Annotated in this window: 21 protein-coding genes and 1 pseudogene; 16 read left to right on the forward strand and 6 right to left on the reverse strand. The window is 63.5% G+C overall.

Going from position 1 to position 25,042, the window contains the following annotated elements:
• The first annotated feature begins 246 nt into the window (after nt 1–246).
• From E1748_RS18775 to E1748_RS18790, 4 genes are all read left to right on the forward strand, one after another.
• Nucleotides 247–1,152, forward strand: coding sequence for a TauD/TfdA dioxygenase family protein (locus tag E1748_RS18775; protein WP_133648663.1), 906 nt, complete (start codon nt 247–249; stop codon nt 1,150–1,152).
• 92 nt (nt 1,153–1,244) lie between these two features.
• Entirely contained in the window at nt 1,245–2,240 is a 996-nt protein-coding gene (locus E1748_RS18780; RefSeq protein ID WP_420819342.1) for an ABC transporter substrate-binding protein, read from the forward strand.
• Nucleotides 2,241–2,378: 138 nt separating this feature from the next.
• Nucleotides 2,379–3,221, forward strand: a complete 843-nt coding sequence (locus E1748_RS18785; RefSeq protein ID WP_133648665.1) for an ABC transporter ATP-binding protein — start codon at nt 2,379–2,381, stop codon at nt 3,219–3,221.
• Nucleotides 3,218–4,105: an ABC transporter permease gene (locus E1748_RS18790; protein ID WP_133648666.1), complete on the forward strand. Its 888-nt coding sequence runs from the start codon at nt 3,218–3,220 to the stop codon at nt 4,103–4,105. Before E1748_RS18785 ends, E1748_RS18790 begins: the two co-directional genes overlap by 4 nt.
• Before the next feature lie 16 nt (nt 4,106–4,121).
• On the opposite strand, the gene E1748_RS18795 is transcribed toward E1748_RS18790, so the two are convergent.
• The 4 genes and pseudogenes from E1748_RS18795 to E1748_RS18810 form a co-directional block, all read right to left on the reverse strand.
• Nucleotides 4,122–4,343, reverse strand: coding sequence for a hypothetical protein (locus E1748_RS18795; protein ID WP_133648667.1), 222 nt, complete (start codon nt 4,341–4,343; stop codon nt 4,122–4,124).
• A gap of 325 nt (nt 4,344–4,668) precedes the next feature.
• Entirely contained in the window at nt 4,669–5,967 is a 1,299-nt protein-coding gene (locus E1748_RS18800) for a lipase family protein (protein ID WP_133648668.1), read from the reverse strand.
• A gap of 506 nt (nt 5,968–6,473) precedes the next feature.
• Nucleotides 6,474–6,584: pseudogene (locus E1748_RS31645) on the reverse strand (IS5/IS1182 family transposase); the annotation flags it as partial.
• A 32-nt stretch (nt 6,585–6,616) separates the two neighbouring features.
• On the reverse strand, nt 6,617–7,285 hold the full coding sequence (locus tag E1748_RS18810) for an O-methyltransferase (RefSeq protein WP_133648669.1): 669 nt from the start codon (nt 7,283–7,285) through the stop codon (nt 6,617–6,619).
• A 469-nt stretch (nt 7,286–7,754) separates the two neighbouring features.
• Between E1748_RS18810 and E1748_RS18815 the strand changes: the two genes are divergently transcribed.
• The 6 genes from E1748_RS18815 (at nt 7,755) to E1748_RS18840 (ending at nt 17,971) form a co-directional block, all read left to right on the forward strand.
• Nucleotides 7,755–8,882, forward strand: coding sequence for a hypothetical protein (locus tag E1748_RS18815; protein ID WP_133648670.1), 1,128 nt, complete (start codon nt 7,755–7,757; stop codon nt 8,880–8,882).
• Between the two features lie 54 nt (nt 8,883–8,936).
• Entirely contained in the window at nt 8,937–10,112 is a 1,176-nt protein-coding gene (locus E1748_RS18820; RefSeq protein ID WP_133648671.1) for a hypothetical protein, read from the forward strand.
• A gap of 99 nt (nt 10,113–10,211) precedes the next feature.
• Entirely contained in the window at nt 10,212–15,296 is a 5,085-nt protein-coding gene (locus E1748_RS18825; protein WP_133648672.1) for an RHS repeat-associated core domain-containing protein, read from the forward strand.
• Nucleotides 15,297–15,675: 379 nt separating this feature from the next.
• On the forward strand, nt 15,676–16,488 hold the full coding sequence (locus E1748_RS18830; RefSeq protein WP_133648673.1) for an ABC transporter substrate-binding protein: 813 nt from the start codon (nt 15,676–15,678) through the stop codon (nt 16,486–16,488).
• Between the two features lie 19 nt (nt 16,489–16,507).
• Complete coding sequence (locus E1748_RS18835) at nt 16,508–17,242, forward strand: amino acid ABC transporter permease (RefSeq protein ID WP_133649432.1); 735 nt, start codon at nt 16,508–16,510, stop codon at nt 17,240–17,242.
• A gap of 3 nt (nt 17,243–17,245) precedes the next feature.
• The gene (locus tag E1748_RS18840; protein ID WP_133648674.1) at nt 17,246–17,971 is read left to right on the forward strand and encodes an amino acid ABC transporter permease; all 726 of its coding nucleotides are present in this window, start codon (nt 17,246–17,248) and stop codon (nt 17,969–17,971) included.
• Between the two features lie 51 nt (nt 17,972–18,022).
• Here the strand turns inward: E1748_RS18840 and E1748_RS18845 are convergent, their stop codons facing one another.
• Nucleotides 18,023–19,096, reverse strand: a complete 1,074-nt coding sequence (locus tag E1748_RS18845; protein WP_133648675.1) for a glycosyltransferase family 2 protein — start codon at nt 19,094–19,096, stop codon at nt 18,023–18,025.
• Nucleotides 19,097–19,466: 370 nt separating this feature from the next.
• A complete protein-coding gene (locus tag E1748_RS31530) occupies nt 19,467–19,637 on the reverse strand; it encodes a hypothetical protein (RefSeq protein ID WP_166653591.1) in 171 nt (56 codons plus the stop codon).
• Between the two features lie 179 nt (nt 19,638–19,816).
• On the opposite strand from E1748_RS31530, the gene E1748_RS18850 reads away from it, so the two are divergent.
• The 6 genes from E1748_RS18850 (at nt 19,817) to E1748_RS18875 (ending at nt 25,023) form a co-directional block, all read left to right on the forward strand.
• Nucleotides 19,817–20,551, forward strand: a complete 735-nt coding sequence (locus E1748_RS18850; protein ID WP_133648676.1) for an anti-sigma factor family protein — start codon at nt 19,817–19,819, stop codon at nt 20,549–20,551.
• Nucleotides 20,552–20,699: 148 nt separating this feature from the next.
• Nucleotides 20,700–21,215 carry an RNA polymerase sigma factor gene (locus tag E1748_RS18855; RefSeq protein ID WP_133648677.1) on the forward strand — a complete coding sequence of 172 codons (516 nt, stop codon included), beginning with the start codon at nt 20,700–20,702 and terminating at the stop codon, nt 21,213–21,215.
• A complete protein-coding gene (locus E1748_RS18860; RefSeq protein WP_133648678.1) occupies nt 21,212–22,081 on the forward strand; it encodes an anti-sigma factor family protein in 870 nt (289 codons plus the stop codon). The genes E1748_RS18855 and E1748_RS18860 overlap by 4 nt, the downstream gene beginning before the upstream one ends.
• A 192-nt stretch (nt 22,082–22,273) precedes the next feature.
• Complete coding sequence (locus E1748_RS18865; RefSeq protein WP_133648679.1) at nt 22,274–22,795, forward strand: DUF305 domain-containing protein; 522 nt, start codon at nt 22,274–22,276, stop codon at nt 22,793–22,795.
• Nucleotides 22,792–24,270, forward strand: a complete 1,479-nt coding sequence (locus E1748_RS18870; protein ID WP_133648680.1) for a YncE family protein — start codon at nt 22,792–22,794, stop codon at nt 24,268–24,270. Before E1748_RS18865 ends, E1748_RS18870 begins: the two co-directional genes overlap by 4 nt.
• Nucleotides 24,271–24,549: 279 nt before the next feature.
• Nucleotides 24,550–25,023: an MEKHLA domain-containing protein gene (locus E1748_RS18875; protein ID WP_133648681.1), complete on the forward strand. Its 474-nt coding sequence runs from the start codon at nt 24,550–24,552 to the stop codon at nt 25,021–25,023.
• The last annotated feature ends 19 nt before the right edge of the window (nt 25,024–25,042 follow it).

Consider the following 25,042-nt stretch of genomic DNA (forward strand, 5'->3'; position numbering starts at 1 on the left):
TGTTGCAGTCCGTAAAACGGCGGCTGGGGAGGTTCCAGTCGCCGTTTGTCGTTAACCGGTATCGTGTTGCTATCCGGTTCAACAGCCGGTTTATCACTGCAACAGATAAACGTATCGGATTTGCTTGGTTGCTCCCGCGTGCGCGCGGCGTTAGATTCTACGTCTGACGAGGCGAGACGTGCTGCGTCCCGCAAGAAATCATGCACCGACTCACGTAATACCCCCGACACCGACCCAGAGCCCACTGTGACGACCGCTTCCGTTTCCGCCCAGCCCACCCGCGCAGCGTCTGCCGGCGCATCGCCGATCGAGATCCGCGCGTTCGACGGCCCGGTCGGCGCCGAGGTGCTCGGTCTCGACCTGAACCAGCCGCTCGCCGACGACGATTTCGCGCGCATTCACCGCGCGCACCTCGATCATCACGTGCTGGTGTTTCGCGATCAGCGCATCACGCCCGACCAGCAGATCGCATTCAGTCGCCGCTTCGGTCCGCTGCAGATTCACGTGCTGCATCAGTTCCAGTTGCCCGGTCATCCGGAAGTGCTGGTCGTGTCGAACGTCGTCGAGAACGGCAAGCCGATCGGGCTCGGCGATGCCGGCCACTTCTGGCACTCGGACCTGTCGTACAAGGAAACGCCGAGTCTCGGCTCGCTGCTGCACGCACAGGAGTTGCCGTCGGAAGGCGGCGATACGTTGTTCGCGAACATGCATCTCGCGTGGGATACGCTGCCCGAGCATCTGCGTCGCGCGGTCGAAGGGCGGCGCGCGGAGCACACGTATCTCGCGAAATACGCGGAGCTGCAGAAGCGCAGCCCGTGGCGTCCGAACCTGTCGGCGGAGCAGATCGAGCAGGTGAAGCCTGTCGTGCATCCGGTTGTGCGCACGCATCCGGAAAACGGTCGCAAGGCACTGTTCGTCAGCGAGCATTTCACGACCCGCATCGTCGATCTGCCGGACGACGAGAGCGCCGCGCTGCTCGCAGAACTCTTCGCGCACAGCGTGCGTGCCGAACACCTGTACCGCCACGTCTGGCGCGAGCACGACATGGTGTTCTGGGACAACCGCTCGCTGATGCATCTCGCCGCCGGCACGCCCGACCATCTGCGGCGCCGGATGTATCGCACGACGATCGAGGGCGACGCGCCGTTCTAGGCCGCCCGATTCATCCTTCCACGTTTCCCGGAGTATCGATGCAGTTCTTGCGCCGTCCGACCGCGCCGCGGTCTTCGCTCGTCCGTCGTTTGATGGTTTCGCTGTCGTTCGGCGTGGCTACGCTTGGCGTCGTCGTGCCTGTGCCTGCGATGGCCGAAGGCCAGATCCGGGTCGCCGAACAGTTCGGCGTCGTGTACCTGCTGCTCAACGTCGCACGCGATCAGCAGTTGATCGAGAAGGAAGGGCGCAAGCAGGGCATCGACATAAAGGTGGACTGGTTGAAGTTGTCCGGCGGCTCGGCGGTGAACGATGCGCTGCTGTCGGGCTCGGTCGATATCGCGGGCGCGGGCGTCGGTCCGCTGCTGACGATCTGGGACCGTACGCACGGCAGGCAGAACGTGAAGGGCGTCGCGTCGCTCGGCAATCTGCCGTACTACCTCGTGTCGAATAATCCGCGCGTGAAGACGATCGCCGATTTCACGGAGAAGGATCGCATCGCGTTGCCGGCGGTCGGCGTGTCGGTGCAGTCGCGCGTGCTGCAGTTTGCGTCGGCGAAAAAGTGGGGCGAGAAATCGTTCGACCGGCTCGACCGCTTCACGCAGGCGATGCCGCATCCCGACGCAGCCGCTGCGATCATCGCGGGCGGCACGGAGATTACCGGACACTTCGGCAATCCGCCGTTCCAGGAGCAGGAGCTGGCCGGCAATCCGAACGCGCATATCGTGCTGAGCTCGTATGACGTGCTCGGCGGTCCGAGTTCGGCGACCGTGCTCTACGCGACCGAAAAATTCCGCACGGACAATCCGAAGACGTATCGCGCGTTCGTCGATGCGCTTGCCGATGCCGCACGTTTCATCGCGGCGAATCCGGACGCAGCCGCCGACATCTACATCCGCGTGAATCACGCGAAGATCGACCGTGCGTTGCTGCTGACAATCATCCGCAATCCAGAGGTGCAGTTCAAGATCGCGCCGCAGAACACGCTGCCGCTCGCGCAGTTCATGTATCGCATCGGCGCGATCCGCAACGAGCCGCACAGCTGGAAGGATTACTTCTTCGACGATCCGGCGCTCGCGGGCGGTAGCTGACCTGGCGTTCGCGGCCCGCTGTCGCAGCGACGAAACTGCATATACGGCAGAGCGCATTGAATATGCAGAATCATTGTTTGTCAGCGGCGGGGCGGCAATCGTATGTTGATGCTTTGCATCAATGGAGCCGGCGCCGTCATGGTGGCTAATCCCTTACACCTCTTTCCGGCCGCACCGGATCACGACGCGGACGTTGCGACGAGCAGCAAGCTGCTTGCGGTGGACCGCGTCGACCTCACGTATCGAACGAAAGAGCGCATCGTCCGCGCGACGCATCAGGTGAGCTTCGACGTCTACGGCGGCGATCGCTTCGTGCTGCTCGGACCGTCGGGCTGCGGCAAGTCGACGCTGCTCAAGGCGATTGCGGGTTTTGTCGAGCCGAGTGCCGGCACGATCTCGCTCGACGGCAAACCGGTGCGCGGTCCAGGCCCCGATCGCATCGTCGTGTTTCAGGAATTCGATCAGTTGCCGCCGTGGAAAACGGTGCTGCAGAACGTCGCGTTCCCGCTGCGCGTCGCGCGCAAATTAAGCCGCGCCGAAGCACGCGACGAGGCGCTGCATTATCTCGATCGCGTCGGGCTCGCGGCATTCGCGGATGCGTACCCGCACACGCTGTCGGGCGGCATGAAGCAACGCGTCGCGATTGCCCGTGCGCTCGCGATGCAGCCGCGCGTGCTGTTGATGGATGAACCGTTCGCCGCGCTCGATGCGCTGACCCGTCGCAAGATGCAGGAGGAACTGCTCGGCCTGTGGGAAGAGTCGCGCTTCACGCTGCTGTTCGTCACGCATTCGATCGAAGAGGCGCTGGTGGTCGGTAATCGCATTCTGCTGCTGTCGCCGCATCCGGGGCGCGTGCGCGCGGAGATCAACAGTCATCAGTACACGCACGATAGTTTTGGGCGGGTCGATTTTCAGCGGAGTGTGGAGCGGATTCATCGTTTGCTGTTCGACGAGGTCGCCGAAGTGGAGTCGCACGTATGAGCACGTTATTGACCTCCGCCGCCACCGTGCCCCCGGTTCGTGACGAATACGAGCGACCGCTCGAACCGCTCGGCGACGTCGCAATCGAAGCACCGTTGCCGCTCGCACGACGCATCGCGAGCTATGCGTGGGTGCGCAAGACGCTGATCGCGCTCGTGATCGTCGCGGGCTGGGAAATCGCCGCGCGTGCGGTCGGCAACGATCTGCTGCTGCCGACTTTCGGCGCGACATTGACTGCGTTCGTGCAGGGCGTGCTGTCCGGCGAGTTGCTGCAGAAAACCGCGATCTCGCTGTCGGTGCTGCTGCGCGGCTATCTGCTCGGCGCCGCATGCGCGTTCGTGCTGACATCGCTTGCGGTATCGACGCGCATCGGCCGCGATCTGCTGTCGATGCTGACCGCGATGTTCAATCCATTGCCGTCGATTGCGCTGCTGCCGCTCGCGTTGCTATGGTTCGGGCTCGGCACGGGTAGTCTGCTGTTCGTGCTCGTGCATGCGGTGTTGTGGCCGCTTGCGTTGAACACGTACTCGGGTTTTCAGTCGGTGCCCGCCACGCTGCGGATGACTGGCCGTAACTATGGCCTGACCGGACTGCGCCACGTGCTACTGATTCTCGTGCCCGCCGCGTTGCCGGCGATTCTCGCGGGGCTGCGGGTAGGCTGGGCATTCGCATGGCGTACGCTGATCGCGGCCGAACTCGTGTTCGGTGCGAGTTCGGGTAGCGGTGGCCTTGGCTGGTACATCTTCCAGAACCGCAACGAGCTGTACACGGATCGCGTGTTCGCCGGGCTCGCGGCGGTGATCGTGATCGGGCTGCTGGTCGAGCATCTGGTATTCGACACGCTCGAACGCGTGACCGTGCGTCGCTGGGGCGTGCAGCACTAGCGGCTTGCGTCACACATCACGCGACGACGATATCGGTCGCGAGTTCGTGCAGCAGATCGCGTAACGCTTCGGCCTGCGTCATCCGCGCGCCGCTGCGCAAATGAATGCGCAGCGCGCGTCCGGCTACACCATCGACCGGACGCAGGAACCACAGCTCGACCGCGAGCCCCAGACCGTCGGGACCGTTGTCGACCACCGGTTCGACGACGCGCGGCGTGAAACAGGCACTCTCTGACATCGCGAACCTCTCCTCGTGCAGGACGGCATGTGCTCATCGTAGACGTGCGCACACTCGCGTCCAAACGAGAAATCTGCGTATGCAAATGAGCGCGATGCTCGTTATGCGGAGGAAGGGCGATTCCAAAAGCCTGGCGCCACGTTTACGTACGAGGTGAGCGGCGCAAACCTGTGGCACAGCCTGACGATGACGAGCGCGAAAAGAACCGATACGCCGATTGTCGACGAGACGCTGCGAGCATCGACCGAAACCAGCGCGCCAAAAATTCACGCCCGCCTAAGCGGGCGCGTGTCACGTCATGCTGCGCGAATCCAGCAAGCGAAAACTAGTGGACCGTCTGCGCCGCCAGTGAATTGGCCGGCAACAGATTGGTCAACCAGCAGTTGCTCGGAGCAGCTTTCCCGGCGAAGCGGTCGTATAGCCACGGCAACATCCCGACCGCCCACACCGCAGCGGTAGCCGCATGCTCTGTGGGCGATTCGTTGTACTGGACCGGTATGCCGCTCGCGCAGAATTTTTGTGCGAGTGCTCGCACGTCCCCGGCGAGCATCACACCGTCGCCCGTCTGCGGGCTAACGGTCCCGTTCAGAATGCCCAGGGTGCCTTGGCTGATGTACATCGGAATCGTCGGCGATCCGATCAATCCGGCGTCGACCTTGTTCATCACGTCGACGAGTGCCGGAATACTGTTGAGATCGTTCGCATACTGCGGCTTGAACAGCGGACCCCATTGCAACCCGAGGTACTTCGGCAGGATGTAGGCGAGCGATTGATCCTGAATGTCGTTGAATACGGTGACACCCTGGCTGGTCAGGTAAGGCGTCGTGTCGATGCCATACGCTTTCGCGAGACCCGAGATCGCCGCCGGCGCAACGCCGCCCCAGACGAGGCTGCCGTTGACGTAGCTCAGGTTGTGAATCGGATCGACGAGCACGCCGCCTTCCGCTGCACCGACGAGCTGCTTGTTGACGTCGGGCGCGTAGATCGGCGCGAGCTGCGCAGCCCAGTTCGTACCGATCGCTCCGCCGGAGTAGCCAATCATTGCCACCTTGCTCGACGGAGTCAGTCCGGTGGCCGGTGTGTTGAGCACCGCGCGGATCGAGTCGAGTGTAGTCATGCCTTCTTCGGGGCCGACCGGGAAGTCGGCTGTCTGACCCTCGGTGTCGGGCACGATGATGTTGTATCCCAGCGAGACCAGCAGCGCGAGCGGAACGGATTCGGCGCTGTAGATGAAGGTGCCGAGATTGATGATCTTCGTGATGTCGCGGTCGCCTGCGATTACCCGTGACGGTTCATCGAAAGGGTTCAGCGAATCGTAGGCGGACTGGTAGGAAATCGCATGTCCGTTGCTGACCGGACTCTGGATCACCGAGGTCACATTGACGACCGGCTGATTCTGCGCGTTGTTCGTCCGGTAAAGCAGCTGCTGTGCGACGACCGGTGTTGCGACTCCGGCCAGATGGTAGGTCACGTTCCGTGTGTTGAGCACGGTGCCGGGTGGAATCGATGCCAGTGGTGTGCTGCCCGTATAGGTATAGAACGGATCGGGTGCCGGAGCAGCAAGGGCGAACGGAGTCGTCGTTGCTATCGAAGCAGCCACAAGCAGGCTAAGTTTCAGGCCCATGTGAGTTCCTCTGAAATGATGTTGGCGATTTTCTGGCCGGTTCTCATGCCTCGTGAATGCCGGCTGCTTAAACACAGATACGCTGATACGTGCAGCTCAAAACGGACGAGCACGGACGAGCGGAAGCGGTCTGGTTTCACAGACAGGTCCGACGTCCCGGGTGCATATGCTGTTCGCTTGAATACAGACAGGAGGGCGTTCCCATTCTTATCTTAATAATTCGCCATCCTATCTATTACCTATCCGAGACACCTGCTGCACGCGGTGCCTGGCGCGATCATTGAAGCACAACGATCCGGCTTTTGCAGCATTTTCAGCCGCTTCTCGCGGTGTTTGAAGTAAATCGCCTAATTGACAATTTTCGAGTGGGGCCTCGAATAACACGCGGCGTCGCGGAGTGCTGTGTGCGCCATTGTCGGATTTTTGCGCAACGCAGTAGAGATGGCGACGAGCTCATTCCGACTCGCATCGAGCAATTTTTTCGCGTCGACCGTCAGGAGGTTTGAACAAAATGATTTTTGCAGCCGGCGCCAACAGATGATATGGCAGGCCAGCTTCAGGAAAGCTTCGTGAATGGACGCGAGGCGTGTAGACGCCCACGATATCGTCGTCGATATTCGCTAGCGCCTCCGCTTGAGCGGCATGTCCTTTACGCGGACACCACCGTAATCGCAAACCCGTCCCACCCTTTCACGCCGACGGTCTGCACCGCCGTGGTATCGAGGCGCGGATCGGCGCTGGTCGCTTCGAAATACTGCTGCACGCCGGCAACATCCGTATCGCGATTGCCCGGATCGGCAACACGTCCACCGCGCACGACGTTGTCGGCGACGATCACCGTGCCCGGGCGCGACAGCGCCAGCGCGCGCTGCAGATAGACGGCGTTGTTTTCCTTGTCGGCATCGATGAACACGAAGTCGAACGGCGTCGCTTTGTCCGCGATCAGTCGGTCGAGACTCTGCGCGGCGGGGCCCACGACGACCGACGCGATCTTTGCAAGCCCGGCTCGTTCAATGTTCATGCGTGCGACATCGGCATGCCGCGCGTCGAATTCGAGCGACACCAGCGTGCCGTCCGACGGCAGCGCGCGTGCGAGCCAGATCGTGCTGTAGCCGCCGAGCGTGCCGATTTCGAGCACGCGCTTTGCGCCTGCAATCTTCGCGAGCAGATACAGCAGCTTGCCCTGATTCGGCGCGACGGCAATCTCGGGAAGCCCGGCATCGGCGCTCGATTTCAGCGTCGCATCGAGTACGTCGTCGGACAGTTTGAGTGCGGCAGTGAAATAATCGTCGACGGCGTTCCATTGTGCGTGAGTCATGGTTCGTCCTTGCAGGTGGAGTGAGATCGTACTCGGACAGTATCATGCGACCCAGTCTGATTCATTGAGCGGATCACCATTATCCGGAATCAATAAAAATCGCCACCCGATAAAAATTAAATCAGCACAAACCCTCAATCATAAATTACACATTATTTCGACATGGATCGAGGTATTTATTCAAAGCAAATAAAATATCAATTTCGCTTGCTTATAAAGTTCGCGTTATGCAATCCTTGGCGCCAGTTGCAAAATTTCAAAAAAGACGCCATTAAAACGCTTTAGCCGTTTCTGGAGACCGGGCGTTCTTCCGCGCCCCCATGCCCGCCAGGCCAATGCCGGGCCTTGCCTCATTCATAATTTCATGCGCGAAAACGCAGGAATACACACGTTTGTTTAATTCTCTGATTTAAATCTTAATTCGTCCCAATATCGAATGGACGGATTTAACCGGGGGAGGGAATTCGGTATGACCACTCAAAGGCAGGCAACCCACGTCGGTCCGTGGGACGGCGTCACCAAACTCGTCATTTCGTTTGAAGACGACAGCGATCCGTCGAGCGGCAAGGTATTCCGTAACGGACTTCACCAGATCGGCGTCAAGGTGGTCGTCCTTCCAGTCGACACCGACGGTACACATCTCACCGAACAGAACACGCCGGGCATCCGGAATCAGGTGCTGTCAAAGCTGAAGCTGATCAATTCGAGCGGGCTCGCTGCATTGCCGTTCGTCGAAACGCTCTCGGGCATCGGCGAATGCGGCGCCAGCGCCTGGTGCTACACGGCGCAACGCAACCAGTTCAACGTCGGCGGTCCCTCCGGGGCGTCGGTGGCCGCGGTACAGGGGAACAGCGACGACGACAGCGATCTTCTGCAGTTCATCTTCTACGTGATGTGTCCGCCGGCGGAAAAGCGCGACGGCATCTCGATCCTCGCACAGGTCGCCGCGCCGTCGGGTACCGTCGACACATCGGGCGGGGGCAATAGCCCGAGCGCGTCCAACGTACACGTCGCGGCACTGCAACCGGTCCGCTACACCGACTCGAACACCTTGCTCAAGAACACGGTCGCGTACCGCGCGCCGGAAAACGGCAGCAGCCTCACGAAGCTCGCGCGCAATTACTGGTTTTCCTGCAACGAGCCGCAGTTCCATTTCGTGCTGTTCCGCTTCGGCGACAACTTTGCGGGCCGCCAGTATTTCCACGTCTACGACGAGGACGCGACCTATCACAACGGCAACGAGTCGTTCGACCGCTACCGCAAATTCCGCCTCGCCTACGCATGGCGCGCGGACGATGCCGCCAGCCAGCAGGTCTTCGGCCTGCGTCCATCGCAGGGCGCGCAACCCGAGCAGTGGCCCGTGCAGATCAATCAGACGCCAGGCGCGCAGTACTTCACCGTCGCCGAGTACGACTCGACGATCGGCGACAGCACGGGCTTCGGCTACCCGGGCTCGCCCGTGAACGACACGACGCCGGCCATCGGCGGGACGTCGCTGTTCTTCACGGTCTGGGACCAGTACGGCAATTCCAGCGATTTCCATCCCACCACCGACGATCTGCTCGACGAATTCAAGGTGCTGCCCGGGCGCGACTGAGCACGGGTTGCATACCTTGATAGACAGCCTGAACCCCACCCCGCAAGGAGGACCATGATGAAAGCTGAAATTTCGAAATTTCAACGCCCCGCCGAATTTGCTTCGTGGGACGCGGCGACCGGCATCAAGAAGCTCGAAGTGTCGTTCGGCGACAGCAACAGCAACCCCAACAGCGCGCGCGCAGGGCAGATCTACGCCAACGGCAACAACCAGATCTGCGTGATCGTCCGGGTGCAGGCGCAGGACAGCAGCAACCGTGCGATCACCAATCCGAGCCAGCAGTTGCAGAGCTCGATATTCAGCGCACTGTATCTCGTGAACCGCGCCGACATGAGCAAGCTCGACTGGAACACGAACGCACACGGACAATGGTGGTTCACGACCCAGCCCAACGCGTTCCTGAGCAATCCGTCGGGACAGCAGGTGCTCGCAGAGCGGCCGCCAGTCGATACGTTCTTCACGGTCGGCGACGACGGCACGATCACGTATGTCTTCTACGTGCTGTGCCCGTCCACCGAAAATCGTCGCGGCATTGGCATCGCCGCGGCCGTGTTCAACGTGCCCGACGGCCACAGCGGCACGAAGACCTTCGACTGCGCGGGCAACACGTCGGGCATCGCGCAGAGCATCGTCACGCTGGCGGCCAAGGACCCGCAGGATTTCAGCGCGAGCGAGCTGCAAACGTCGGTTCATCGGCAGATCGACAACCACCGGCCGCCCGGCCGGGACGATCACGATTATCTCGACATCCATACGTGGACCGCGCCGTCGTGGATCACGATTTACAGCATGGACTGGGCGAACGGCAGCAGCGCCGGCGAATGTTCGGACAGGGACTACTACCGGCGCGGCGTGGACGCCAGCTGGCTGATCTACGGCTCGGTCTATCTGCCGAACAGCAACGGTAACGGCTCGCTTTCGGCACGCACCTATAGCCGTTTCATGGGCGACTGCCTCATCTACAACCTTGGTGGCTTCAACGGCAAGAACTACAACGACTACGTCTATTTCGACGTCACCGTGCAGGCCAACCAGATCGTCGTCAACAAGGTCATCGGCACGGGTTTCTCGTTCTACAAGGACGACTGGGATCGCTGCAGCAACTACACCTACACCTACGTCGACGTGGTCGACAACTTCGGCACGCGGCGGCGGCTCCGCTTCGCGCCGATCACGACCACCGACGAAGGCACGGGCCCGCAGATCACCTCGCAGGTCATTCGTTCCTGACAAGCACGCAGCGAATAACCGGACACGCCGCCTCCGCCTCGCGCGGACGGCGGCACAGTCCGGCGTCATCCGTCTCACCACGCAAACGGGGGCAGCACCGTGACCGACTTCTACAGCCAGGCCTTCAATTTCGCCAGCGCCACCCAGGGGCACGTCGATCCGCGCACCGGACTCTTCTCGCTGAGCATGCCGATCGCGTCGCTCATCGGCAACGACAACCTCGGGCCGAATCTTCCGCTCACGCTGAGCTATGCGCCGCTGAGCACCGTCAATGCCGGGCTCGGCATCGGTTGCTCATTCGGGCTGTCGCAGTACGATCGCGGCACGAAGACGCTGACGCTCGCGTCGGGCGAGCGCTACAAGATCCATGAAACGACGTCGAGCGTCACGCTGCAGCAGAGCCTGATCCCCGCGCTCCTGTTCGAGAAACGCGCGGCCGACAACGCGTACAAGATCACGCGCAAGTCCGGCGACGTCGAATGGTTGGCCGGTCCGGACACCGGCTCCGACGTCAAGGTGCCGCTGAAGCTGCTCACGCCGGTCGGCCATTGTCTCGACCTCAAGTGGGATCTGCGGCACGGCGCCCCGCGCCTGACCACCGTAACCGACGAAGCGGGACACGTGCTGCTGTCGATCGCCTACACGGATTCGTTGACCACGCTGACTGTCTGGCCCGATCGCCCGGAGTCGCACGACATCCGGCTCACGTTCTTCAACGGCTACCTGAAGGGCATCGAGCATCGGTCGCCGACGCTGTCGCTCGCGTGGGCGCTCGGCTACGACACTGTCGGCTCGAACACGCTGCTGACGAGCGTCACGGCGCCGACCGGGTTTGTCGAAAGCGTCGTGTACAACGACAACGTGCAGCGCTTTCCGCTCGCCGCGCACATCGCGAAGGGGCTGCCCGCAGTGGTCCGCCACACGCTCGCGCCGTCGGCGAAGCAGCCGAAGGTCGTCACGACCTACGACTACACCGGCACCAACTTTCTCGGCTACGACACGGCCGGCAGCGGCTCGTGGTCCGCGGACGAAGACTATCTCTACGGCATGCCGACGTCGTACCGCTACGGATCGACCGCGACCTGCGACGGCGAGGTCACGAAACGGACCTACAACAGCTATCACCTGATGACCGAGGAAAGCGTCGCCGACGCTCAGCGCGTGCGGACCACGACGAATTACTACGACATCAAGGCCGGCAAACCCTTCAACCAGCAGTCGCCGACGTTCCAGTTTCCGAAGCAGACCGACGTCGCCTACGAAGACCACAGCCAGGGAAAAAACAGTGACGGCACGTGGCCGACGCGCGTCGAAACCTCGCTCGCCGAATACAACGACAACGGTAATCTGACGAAGCAGGCGTCCCCCGACGGCACCGTCACCACGTGGCGCTATTTCCCGAAGGAAGGTGCGCCCGGCGACGATGGCGCGCCGGCTGACCCGAACGGCTTCGAGCGGCTGCTGCAGACGCAGACCGTCACGCCTTCGCCGGACTATCCCGACGCGCCGGTGCAGTCGATCGGCTACGCGTACGCGACACTGCCGACGATCGCCGGGAATCGCACGCAGATGCCCGCGACGGCGGTCGTGCCGGTCAGGAAGGATCTGCGGTCCGCGGACCGGCTGCTGAACCGCCGGACAACCCGCTATCAGGCCGACGCGTCATCGACGGAACTGGGCCGCATCACGCGGCTTCAGGAAGATCGCTACGCGTACGCGGGCGAAGGCGTCGAGCGCGACCAGCTCTACACGTACACGCAGGACTTCGCGTTCTCGCTCGACGGCGACACGCTCGCGCAGACCGTCACCGGCACGACGCACGACAAGCTCGTCGTCACGACGAGCCGCAGCCAGTCGCGCTGGAGCGGACGCATCGGCGAAACCGTCGACGCGCAGGGCAACACCGCGCACTACGCGTACGACTCGATCGGCCGCATCGTTTCGTCGATCGCCAATCGCAACACCAGCTACGAAAACGCGAAGCGCTACGCGTACGGCTTCGACAAGGACCAGGACAATCAGCCGCTCACCGTCATGACCGACGCGAAGGGCAACCAGACCAACACGTGGTACGACGGGATGGGCCGCGTCGTGCGTCAGGCGCAGAAGGCGCAAGACGGGAAGGCCTGGCAGGACACCGACTCGCGCGCCTATGATGCGCGGGGCCGGCTGCTTTCGTCGACGTCGCACGACGGATCGCCGAAGCCGCAGGGCAACGCCCAGGCGGGTAACGCCGACGCGACGTCGATCGCCGTCACCGAGCAGTTGACCTACGACGGCTGGAACCGCATCGGGCAACTGGAGCACGACATCGGATGCACGATCGACTGCGCGAACGATCCGGTCGCGATGACCGTCGCGACGCAGATCGCTGGCCCGCGTCAGGGCGTGCAGGTCGTGCACTACAACTCGCTACATCTGCCGGACACGGTGACGAAGCACCCCGACGGCATCACGAAGCCCGGCGCCAGCGTGAAGCGCACTTACGACGGCCTCGGCCGGCTCGTCGATTCCACCGACGAACTCGGCAACTGCACGCGCTACGCCTACGATGCGTGGGGCCGCGTCGTGAGCACCACGCTTCCCGACGGTACCGTCGTCACGCGGCAGTACGCGCCCGATGCGGGCGGCGACGCGCGGCTCGCGTCGATCGCGGTCAACGGCGTATCGCAAGGCAGTCAGACGTTCGACGGACTTGGCCGTCTGCTGTCGACGGCCAACGGCGGCCGCACCCATCGCTACACCTACGCGGACGCGGCGGCGCCCGTGCCCGCGACGATCACCGCGCCCGACGGCACCGTCACGCGCTGCGAGTACGTGAAGGAACTCGGTAACGCGGTGAGCCGGGTCGATGCCGGCCCGATCGCACAAAGCTTCGGCTACGACGCGACGACCGGGTCGCTCGTGTCCGCGCTCGAAGCGGAGAGCTTCGAACACCGGCTCGTCTACACACCGCTCGGCCAGTTGCAGGACGAAACGTTCGCGCCGGCCGGCGGCGCGTCGAAAACCGCGCACTACACGCATTCGCCGAACGGCCTGCCGCTCACCTACACCGACATCGCGGGCGTGACGCGCAGCATCGCGTACAACGCGCAGGCGCAACCGGTCAGCATCGCAGACCCGGACGTCGGCGTGCAGATCGTTTACGACGAGATCGGCCGCCTGAAGTCGTGGACCGCGACCGACCTGCGCGACAAACGCAATCTCACGACGACGTTCGCCTACGACCCGCTCAATCGCGAGCAGCAACGCGACGTGACGATCGGCGCGGACACATGGACCATTGCGCTCGGCTACGCGGCCAACGGCCAGCTATGCACGCGCACGACGCAGCACAACCGGACGGCGCTGCGCACCGAGACGTTCGGATACGACGTCCGCAGCCGGCTCGTCTCATACCAGTGCGGCGGCCCCGCGTCGGCGCGTCCGCTCGACGGCTACGGCAACCCGATCCAGTTGCAGACGTTCGATTACGATCCGCTCGACAACCTCGTGCGCTGCGCGACGACCTTCGACGGCGGCAGCGACACCGCGACGTTCACCTACGACGCCACCGACCCGAATCAACTGGTCACCGTCGCGCACACGCACGCCGGCTACCCCGCGAAAATCGAACTGACCTACGACGCGTGCGGCCGCCTGATCAAGGACGAAGCGGGACGCACGTTGCGCTACGATGCGCTGGGGCGCCTCGCCGGCGTCGAAGGCGGCGGCGCGCCCGGTGGCAGCTACCGCTACGACGCGCACGACCGCCTCGTCGCGCAGGTGGTGAGCAACGGCGAAACACACGACCTGTACTACAGCGCCGATTTGCTGGTGAACGAAGCGATCCGCGAAAGCGGCGAGACGACGCGTTTCCTGCGCGCAAACAACGCGTGCGTCGCGCAACGGCGCGAAGGCGCACAGGCGCGCACCGTGCTGACCGGCACCGATGCGCAGAACAGCGTGCTGGTCGCGAGCACGCCGGACGCGCAGCAGGGCTACGCGTACTCGCCGTACGGTTTCCGCGCACCGGGCAGCGGCGATCTGACCATGCTCGGCTTCACCGGCGAGCGGCTCGATCCGGTCAGCGGGACTTACCATCTCGGCAACGGTTATCGCACATACAGCCCGCTGCTGATGCGCTTCCAGTCGCCGGATAGCTGGAGCCCGTTCGGCTCGGGCGGGATCAATCCGTATGCGTACTGTCTCGGCGATCCGATCAACCGGGTCGATCCGACCGGGCATTTGAGCCTGTTCACGTGGATATCGATCGGCGTCGCTGCGCTCGGCATCGTCGCGGCGGTCGTGACGTTCGGCGCGGCCGCGGCACCGATCTATGCGGCGGAGGGCATGGCGGCGGCGTTATGGGCGGGTGCCACGGAAGTCGGCATCTCGGGCGGCCTGGGGGTGCTGGCGGACGCCACAGCGATCGCGAGCGGCGCGACCGAAGAGTCGCACCCGGGGGCATCCAAGGTGCTCGGCTGGGTGTCGCTGGGACTCGGCGGGCTGTCGATCGGCGCGAACATTGGTGAGAGCGTCGTCAAATATCGCCAGGCCACCTCGCTCGCGCGCAACGAAACGGCAGCGCCAACCGTCGAGGGAGCCGTTAGAAGCCGTTCCGCAAGCTCGACCGCCAGCACTGGCCTTGGCGCGGCAGCGGGCGGCACGAGCGCAGGGGCACATGCAGGCAGTTCGTCCGGCGGTCACGGCTCCGACGACGACACGGCGTCGACCCAGACGACCCATCTCTTCCAGAACGGCGGCAGCCTCAGCGACGCGCACGAAAGCGCCGCCTCGGCTCATGTCGCGAGCGTCCGGAACGCGAGCAGTCTCGACCAGAACGCGTCGTCGGGAAAGGTCTACAAGCTCTCGCAAAACCGCGACGGCGATCAGACCGTCGGCACGATCCCGGCCAAAAGCGATCCGAAGGTACTGCCGCATCCGGTGCTCGCCGCGTATGGCGGCAGTGCGGACGTGGCCGGCGCGGGCCACTACTGGAAATCGCGCGTGTTCGGCGACATGAGGATCGTCGGCCACTCGGCGCACTACGTGCCGGACAGAGTGCAGTTTTCGGTGGCGAGGCATCTGGAGAGCCTCGGCGTGTCGGGTTCGTTCGTAAGAGCGGAAAGCCCGATGTACGGCTTTCAGAAGATCGTCGACAAGATGAACAACTGGCTGCCTTCGATGGGGCTGGGCCGTTGAATCGCTGAAGCCGTTGCGGTTGCGTTTTCGACCGCATCGCTGCAGATTGCCCATTCTCGGGCACACATGCGGGCCGCGTCATCGTGAGGCGGCCTTTCTCTCCTGGCGCGGCGCGGCCGGCCTCACGGCTGCGGTCCGGGCAAAACCCACCGGGTCATCGAGCGCACCGTCTCCTCGCTTCACAACGTCCGCCGGCTGCTGAAGCCTCTTAGCAGAAATAGCGCTTTTTACAGGACCATTTGTTGGTTCGGCATAGGCTTGGCCGCTGATAAGGTGACCACCCGTGCATCGCCACGAGCGATGCACAAAGCTGTCCGCGCGCGATTAAGCTAAAGCGCGGACAGCCTCTTGTGGCTACTCGAATCGAAGGCATAAAAATATGAAATTCCGCACTCTCGCTACGTGTGTGATGGGGTTGATGGTCGCGGTCTCGAGCGTCGCGCACGCTGACCGTCTCGACGACATCAGGAAAGCCGGCGTGCTGCGCGTTGCGACATTCGACAGCAATCCGCCGTTCGGTTTCGTCGATCCGTCGAACAACCATATCGTCGGTCTCGACGTCGACTACGCGAAGGCGCTTGCCGACAAGCTCGGCGTGAAGCTCGAACTGCAGCCTACTAACCCGGCCAACCGCATTCCGTTCCTGACGTCGAAGAAGGTCGACCTCGTGCTCGCGAACTTCACGATCAGCGACGAACGCGCGAAGCAGGTCGATTTCAGCATCCCGTATTTCTCGTCGGGCCAGCAGTTTCTTGCGAAGAAGGGCGTGCTGAAATCGCCGGACCAGATCAACGGGTTGCGTATCGGCGCGGACAAGGGCACGACGAACGAGATCGCGGTGCGCGAGAAATTCCCGCAGGCGACGATCGTCGCGTACGACGACACGCCGTTCGCGTTTGCCGCGCTGCGCGCGGGTAACGTGCAGGCGATCACGCAGGACGGTCCGAAGCTCGTCGGCCTGCTCGCGAATGTGCCGGACAAGCAGAACTACGAAATTCCAGCGTTCACGATCACGAACGACTACATGGGCGTCGGGATTCCGAAGGGCGAGCCGCGTCTCACGGCGTTCGTCAACGACACGCTGAAGGGCCTCGAAGCGGACGGCTCGGCGGCGAAGATCTACAACCGCTGGTTCGGTCCGCAGACGAAGACGCCGCTCGCGCGCATCTTCAAGATCGGCGACAAGACCTGAGCGTTCGATGGTGCCGATGATGCAGGCGTGGCTCGCACCGAAGTATCTGATGTGGCTGTGGCAGGGCTTCGGTGTGACGCTCGGTGTCGCGGCAGCTGCTGCGGTCGCCGCGACCGCCGCAGGCTTCGTGCTCGCGATCGCGCGGCATGCGCGTTACGGCGCTGTGCGTCGCGCGGCCGCCGCGTACATCGTGGCGTTTCGTAACACGCCGCTGCTCGTGCAACTGCTGTTCTGGTATTTCGGCGCGGCGACGTTGCTGCCCGACGCTGCGATGCAGTGGCTCAACACACCACACGTCGTGCATGTTGCGGTGTTCGGTCTGCGCTGGCCGTCGTTCGAATTCGTCGCGGGGTGCGTGGGGCTGTCGTGCTATACGGCTGCGTTCATTGCGGAAGAGTTCGAGGCCGGGCTGCGCGGCGTCGGCGTCGCGCAGCATCATGCGGCTGCGGCGCTCGGGTTATCGCCGCTGCAGGCGTTCCGATACGTCGTGCTGCCGCAGGCGGTGCGCATCGCGTTGCCGCCGCTGTTCGGTCAATACATGAACCTTGTGAAGAACACATCGCTGACGATGGCAATCGGTCTCGCCGAGCTGTCGTATGCATCGCGGCAGGTCGAGACGGAAACCTTCAGGACCTTCGCCGCATTCGGCATCGCGACCGTGTTGTACGTCGTCGCAGTGGCGACGATCGAGGCGGCGTCGCACGTCATCGTGCATCGGCGCGACCGGTCGCTCCGTGCATTCGGGAGGCGCTGATACATGACGTGGTCGATGCTTGCCGTCAATCTGCCGTATCTGCTTGTTGGTGCTTTTCCCGAAGGACCGCTTGGTGGCGCCGCGCTGACGCTGGTGCTCGCTGCCACATCGGCGGTCGCGTCCGCATTGCTCGGGCTCGCAGGCGGCATTGCGCTCGCGCTCGTCGGGCGCGTGCTGCGCATTCCGTTGCTCGCGCTGATCGGATTTTTTCGCGCGATTCCGGTGCTGATGCTGATCTTCTGGACGTATTTCCTGCTGCCGATGGTGTTTCACGTCGACGTGCCGGGACTCGCGGCGGTGGTGTGCGCGCTGTCGTTGATCGGCGGTGCGTATCTGTCGCACTCGGTGTATGCGGGCATTCTCGCGGTGGGTGAAGGGCAGTGGCAGGCAGCACTGTCGCTTGGCTTTACACGCGTCGAAGCACTGCGCTACGTGCTGCTGCCGCAGGCGATCCGCATCATGACGCCGTCGTTCGTGAACCAGTGGGTATCCCTCGTGAAGGACACGTCGCTGGCTTATATCGTCGGCGTCGGTGAACTGTCGTTCGTCGCAACGCAGATCAACAATCGTTTGATGGTCTACCCCGCACAGATCTTTCTGTTCGTCGGCTTCGTGTACCTGCTGATGTGCACCGCACTCGACAGGTTGGCTACCCGGGCGTTGACGCGCAATCGTCGGCGCGTCGAACGCGGTGCTGTGCGGAATGTGGTGGCGTCCCGCGCGCAGTGACGGCGCGATGTAGCGGTGAGACGTATCTCCACACAGCGACAATCCATTCGCTTATAACGGCTTGTCGAGCCGCCGTCTCGGCGCATTCGACGACGGCTGCGTTGCCGTATCGGACTGCGCAGCGCGCGCCGATGCCGCAACAGGTGTCCACGTCCGCTCGGCGGCTTGCTTCGGCTTTGCCGCAAGCGTCGCGCGTGCAAGCATCGCGATGTGATACGCAAAGCGCGCACTAAGACCGTAGTTGTACGCGTACAGATGCGCGAGCGCGATCCGCAGCCCGGCCCACGCGCGACCATTCTTCGCATACACCGACACGACGATCGGTACGATTCGCCGCAGTGCGATCCGGCGCGCGGGTTCGAGTTCGAGCGGCAGTTTCAGCTGCGCGAGAAACGCGTACGCGCTGACCGATGCGGCCGTCGTCGAGCCGCGCGTATTCGCCGAAATCGACACGGCCGTTTTCCGGTAGTACGACACGTACTCGTGCACGTAATAGACCTTGCGCGCGGCGACGCACAGCTCGACGCCGAACGCGTAGTCGCAGCACATTCCGTACTCTTCGTGATAACCGACGCGCTTCACGAGGTCCGCGTTCGCAAGCCAGCCGTTGTTCGGAAACATCTGGATCAGCCCGGTGCGGCCCGCGAGCGGCTGGATGCCGGCCGCTTCCTTCACGCGATGAAAGTCCGCATTGAGCCGGTCGCTGACCGCGCTATCGATCGTACCGTCCAGCGCGACCTCATACTGGTTGCCGAACGCAACCTGGAGGTCAGGGTGTGTTTGCCACGGATCGAGCAATCGCTCGACGCCGTTCGTCGCGAGGTAGTCGTCGTCGTGAATCAGCAGGATCTTGTCGCCGGTTGCGCGCTCGAACAGGCTCGCGACGTTGCGTCCCTGGCCGAGCGACGGCTCGTTCCGCAGATAGCGTATGCGCGCGTCGTGTGCGTAGCGGGTGGCGATCAGGTCGCGCGTGCGATCGTCTTTCGAATCGTCGCCGATCACGACTTCGATGTTTGCATGCGTCTGCGCGAGGCACGAATCGATGCACTGGGCGATCAATTCCGGCCGGTTGTACGTCGGCACGCAGATGGATACCTTCGTGGGCACGTTCGGCGGGGTCGTCATGGTCTTCGTCTCGATGCTGTAGGGCGTGACGGATGGGCCGGGCAGAGCGGGGGCCAATGCACCGGGGGCCGCTGCACCGGGGCCGTCGCATCGGTGAAGGTAGACGAAAAAAAACGGAAAATAATCCGGGATTTAATCGGGTGGCGGTTTGTGCCGGCTGTGCATCGGATTGGTCGGAGTATTTGCCCGGCAGACCCGGCGCGCAGGCGCGGGAACCGGCAAAAGTTTCTCCGGACTGCTGCGTGGCGGAAAAGCTTGCGGATCGAAAGGGCTGTGCCGAAAGGGCGCTACGAAGAAAAAATCGCCCGGCGAAACGGTGTGCGTCGCGCCGGGCGATCTCCAGCCCTCTCATGCCTTTAAGGCTGCCGCATCAACCGACCGGCGTTTCGCCTTCCCCGGATTTCTTGCCGGGCCTGTCGGCAGGGGATTGCTTGCGGTTTTCATCGTGCCGCTCGGGCAGCTTGCTCTTTTCATTGTCACTGTGCTGGGCGGGCTTCGGGTGCGCCAGATCGGGGGCGTCGTCGTGCTTGGTTTCGCTCATCGCAGGTTCTCCTTGCTTGAAGTACTGTGGGGAGAACAGCAACTGGCGGGCCTGCTCGGGCGGCGATACCGCATGGATCGAATAAACACGGAATAAACGCCCGCCAACCGTGTTAGCCCGGTCATGACAGTTCTTACCATTTACGCGTCATGCGAACCGTTTTTCCACCCGATCCCACGATGTTGTCCGAGGCCGACGTCCAGGCCTTTGCCGACGGCAGCCTCGAACCCGAGCGCGCCGCGCAGGTGCAGCGCTATCTGAGCACGCGTCCCGACGAAGCACGGCGGGTCGCGTTCTACGGCCGGCTGAACCAGCAGATGCGCATGTCGTTCGAGGACGGCACGGCTGCGTTGCCGTCGATGTTCGACGCGCATGCGTCGGCCGCGCAATCTTCGCACCGTGCGCTGCGCATCGCCGCCGTGTTCGGCTGGCTCCGCGCGCATGCTCGCAGGGTCGCGTTGCTCGCGCTGTTGCTGGTTGCGGTCTTGGGCGCCGCGCTGTGGGCGCAGCGCGTGCCGTCGATGGTGCTCGACGCCGCCGCGCTGATGGTGCTGGAGCATTCGGCCCAGCCCGGTGCGCTCCCTGCCGGCGCTGCTGCAAACGCGAACCCGAACCCGCTGCGTGACTCCCCCAATCTGGCGGATCTCGGCTGGCAGGCCGTCGCGCGGACGTCGGCGCCTGTGGGACCGTGGGCGCACGCGACCGGCTTTATCTACCGCAACCGCGCGGGGGATTGCGCGGTGCTGCTGACGGTGCGCGACTGGACCGCCGCGTCACAGCCACAGTGGCAGGCGCGCCGGGTCGGTGGGTTGCGGCTGCTTGGCTGGACGGCTGCGCATACGCGCTATGTGTTAGCCGGACGCGCGCAGATGGCGGGTCTGATGCGAGCAGCAGATGAAATGGCGCCGCGCTGACCGGCGCTGGTAGCGACGAAACCGCAAAAAAGTTTCTCGATGCAGGAATAACCGCGACGGCGTAGTGTTCATACGCTATCGACAGTCACCAGGCAGGTCCCGGCCGCCGGAGCACCGGGCCGCCGGAACGACAGGAAAGGAAAGGGCGATGAACGTCCGTGACGGACTGATGGATCACGTGCCGCGTCTAAGACGCTATGCGCGCGCGCTGATCAACAATCGCGAGCTGGCCGACGATCTCGTCCAGGACACGCTCGAACGCGCGTTGCGCAACGCGGGCCAGTTCCGGCCCGACACCGATCTGCGGGCGTGGCTCTTCACGATCATGCACAACGTGTACGTCAACCAGGTCCGCAAGGCGAGCACGCGCGCGGTCCACGTCTCGGTCGACGACGACGTGCAGGAGGCCGAATTCGCCGTAGCAGGCAACCAGTCGCAGTCGCTCGAGGTCCGCGATCTCGACTATGCGCTGCAGCGCCTGCCCGACGATCAGCGCGAAGTCGTGCTGCTGGTCGGTCTCGAGGAAATGAGCTATGCGGACGTCGCGCTTGCGCTCGGCGTGCCGATCGGCACCGTGATGTCGCGGCTCTCGCGTGGGCGCGAGCGGCTGCGTGCATTGATGGCGGGCTCGCAGCCCGGCGTGAAACTGAAGGTGGTGCGATGAACGAACAACCGGGCGCAGTGAGCGACGAAGAACTGCACGCGTACGTCGACGGATCGCTGGGCGCACATCGCCGCGACGAAATCGACCGGCTGCTCGAAACCAACGAGGACCTGGCCGCGCGCATCAGCGACTACTTCGCGCTGAACAACATGTTCCATGAGCGCTACGACCGCGTGCTCGCCGAGCCGGTGCCGGCGCGGCTGCAGATGTCCGCGAAAAAGCGCTGGCGCGATGCAGCGAACTGGCCGCAGTTCGCGGGCCTGGCCGCTGCGCTCGTGCTGGGGATCGGCATCGGTGTCGGCACGACGATGGGAACCCGGATGGGCGCGAATATGGGCCGGGAAATCCAGACCGCGTACGAGCCGGGCAACGCGCAAGGGCGCACGGTCAGCGCAGTTGCTACGGAGGGCGAATCGTTCGCGCGGCAGTCGGCGATCGCGCACGTGATGTATGCACCCGAAGTGATGCGACCGGTCGAGGTCGGCGCGGATCGCGAACAGGAACTCGTCACGTGGGTATCGAACCGGCTCGGCACGAACGTACGGCCGCCGATCCTGTCGCGCACCGGTTTCGAACTGATGGGCGGCCGGATGCTGCCGGGCAACGATGGTCCGGTCGCGCAGTTCATGTATCACGACGCGCACGGCGACCGCATCACGCTGTGCATCTCGCATCGCAAGACCAGCACCGATATGACCGCGTTCAAGCTGTATCAGGACGGGCCGGTCAACGTGTTCTACTGGATCGACGGCGATTTTGGTTATGCAGTGTCGGGCGGGATCGATCGCAAGGAACTGCTCGAGCTTGCGCACGATGTGTATGAACAGTTGACTGCGAACGGTAGCGCGGCGACGAAGCAGGAATAAACAAAGCACCTTTTAACGACGCCTGACCATGCGATTTACATCGTACGGTCAGGCGTTTTTCATTGCGTCGCCGCAATACGTATGCAATCGCGATCAATCGACAAAACGAACGACGTTTCGATGGAATAACCTGCACGTAGCCGCGTTCACCTCGATGACAATGTGCAGGTTCTTTTCGAGGAGACATCCGTCATGCGTTATTTTCCTGGGCAGCTATGGCGTGCACGCGGTACGGCATTTGCCGTCGCGTTGAGCGCTGCATTCGGCGCGCTGCTCGCACAACCAGCGCTCGCCGCCGATACAACTGCTACGTCATCCGAAGCACCGTTTCTTGCCGAGAACGACGCGGCTATGACGAAGATGATGAGCGACATGACCGTGTCGCCGAGCGGCGACGTCGATCGCGATTTCGTTGCAATGATGGTGCCGCACCACCAGGGCGCAATCGACATGGCGCAGGCCGAGCTGCGCTACGGTCACAACGAGCAGTTGCGACGCATTGCGCAGGAGATCGTCGTCGAGCAGCAGCAGGAGATCGTCGCGATGCGCGTCGCGCTCGGGCAGAAGCTGCCGCCGTCCGCACCGGCCCCCGATCAACAGAAGCCCACGCCTTCGTCTTCCTCTTCTTCACCAGTCGATCACGCGATGCATGGCATGTCGATGCACGGCATGTCGATGAGCGCACCGAATACCCCCACCAAGGACTCTCAATGAAACCGTCTTCCTTTTTCGCCACGACGCTGACGTCGGTTGCGCTTGCCGTTTCGTTTGCAGTTGCGGTACCGGCCTGGGCCGGTCAGGCGCCCGCTGCGGCGTCCGCGCCCGACGTGCCGATCAGCCATCGCGATCGCGTGTATGCAGCCGAGCAGTTCTCGAACACGGTGTCGGTCACCGATCCGGCAGACAACACGCTCGTCGGCGTGATCCGTCTGGGCGATCCGTCGCCGGGCAACTTCAGTCCGCTGTACCGCGGCCAGGTGCTCGTGCACGGGATGGGTTTTTCGCCGGACCATCGAACGCTTGCAGTGGTGTCGATCGGCTCGAATTCGGTGACCTTCATCGATACCGCGACGAATGCAGTCAAGCATACGACCTACGTCGGCCGCTCGCCGCACGAAGCGTTCTTCACGCCGGACGGCAGCGAAGTGTGGGTCACCGTGCGCGGCGAGAACTACGTGTCGGTACTCGACGGCAAGACCTTCGAGGAAAAGACGCGCATCATCGTGCCGGCCGGTCCCGGCATGCAGATCTTCTCGCCGGACGGCAAGTACGGCTACGTGTGCTCGTCGTTCAATCCTGAGACCGATGTGATTTCGGTCGCGGATCACAAGATCGTCGGCAAGGTCGTGCAGGCAAGCCCGTTCTGCCCGAATATCGCGGCGACGCCGGATGGTCGTCAGGTGTGGTTCACGCTGAAGGACGTCGGCAAGACCCAGGTGTTCGACGCACGTCCGCCGTTCGCGCTGCTGAAGACCTTCGATACCGGTCCGATCACGAATCATGTGAACATCGTGCACAACGCGAAGGGCACGTTCGCGTACGTGACGGTCGGCGGGCTGAACGTCGTGAAGGTGTTCCGCACCGACGATTTCTCCGAGGTCGCGACGATTCCGGTCGGCAATCTGCCTCACGGCATCTGGCCGTCGGGCGACGGTACTCGCGTCTATGTCGGCCTCGAAAACGCCGACGCGCTGGCCGCCATCGACACGCTGACCAACACCGTGATCGCGACCGTGCCGATCGGCCAGGCGCCGCAGGCGGTGGCGTATGTACCCGACGCAGTGCCGCAGGGCGACGGTCGGCAGAACACGCAGCCGTTGGGCGTCGCGGGGCAGGCTGCGCATCTGACGCTTGCGCGCGTGGGCGAGCAGGGCGCGACCGCGCCGACCAGCGTCACGCTGTTCGATCAAGGTCTGCTGCAGGTGCTGCAGGCGTCCGCGACCGGACTGCAGCCGAAGTCGCCGTACGTGCTCGGTCTCGCCGATGCTGCGGACGGCTCGGGCCCGATCGAATCGCTGGCCAGCTTCATGACGAACCCGGCAGGCTCGGCGATCGTCAACGCGATCGGACAGATCCGCCAGGTGGTCGCGCCCGACGATACGAAGGCCACCGACAAGCGTCGTTATCTGGTGATCGCGCCTGCGGTGGGTGGCAAGGCGGGTGCGCCGGTGCAGGTGCAGAAGCTGTAAAGGCGGTTCGCTGGCTGGGCGTGCCGCACGTGCTGCATAGAACGTGTGCGGCGTGCCCGGCCGCGACTGCGATTCCGGATGTGACGGCAGCGGCTCAGCCGACCACCTTCGCAACGAAGGCCGGCGCGCACGATGGCGCGCTGGCGAGCACGGTTCACGCGACGCAGATAACATGGCGGTCGCGAAGACCACCGCGACGCGTCATAGCCCATAAGCCCGCGGCTTCGCCCGAACAGAGAAGACAGAAGCGTTCTCCTCATCCATCCAGGACCCGCCCTCATGACGACATCACTGGCACTCGATGCCGACTTCTGCGCGCTGCTCGACGGCAGCCACCGGCGTCTCACCGGTACGCCGTTGCTCGACGATCCGCACGCGCAGAACCTGCCATACGCGGAGGCCGCGCGCTGGCTCTACGAGGACGCATCCTTCTGCGTACTCGCGCACAACACCGACGACGACCCGTGCTTCATCTATGCGAACCGTTCCGCGCAGCGCTGCTTCGAATACGACTGGAACGAAGTGACGGCGCTGCGCTCGCGGCTGTCGGCCGAGCAGCCGAATCGCGACGAGCGCGCGCGTCTGCTCGACGCAGTGCGCACGCACGGCTTTTCGCGCGACTATCGCGGGCTGCGCATCGCGAAGTCGGGGCGGCGCTTCTGGATCGAGAACGTGACGGTGTGGAATCTCGTCGATACCGACGGCGTCTATCGCGGGCAGGCCGCAACGTGGCGGGAATGGAAGGACGTCTGAACGATCCAGCCGACGCGTG

This window comes from Paraburkholderia flava (assembly GCF_004359985.1).
Taxonomy (GTDB): domain Bacteria; phylum Pseudomonadota; class Gammaproteobacteria; order Burkholderiales; family Burkholderiaceae; genus Paraburkholderia; species Paraburkholderia flava.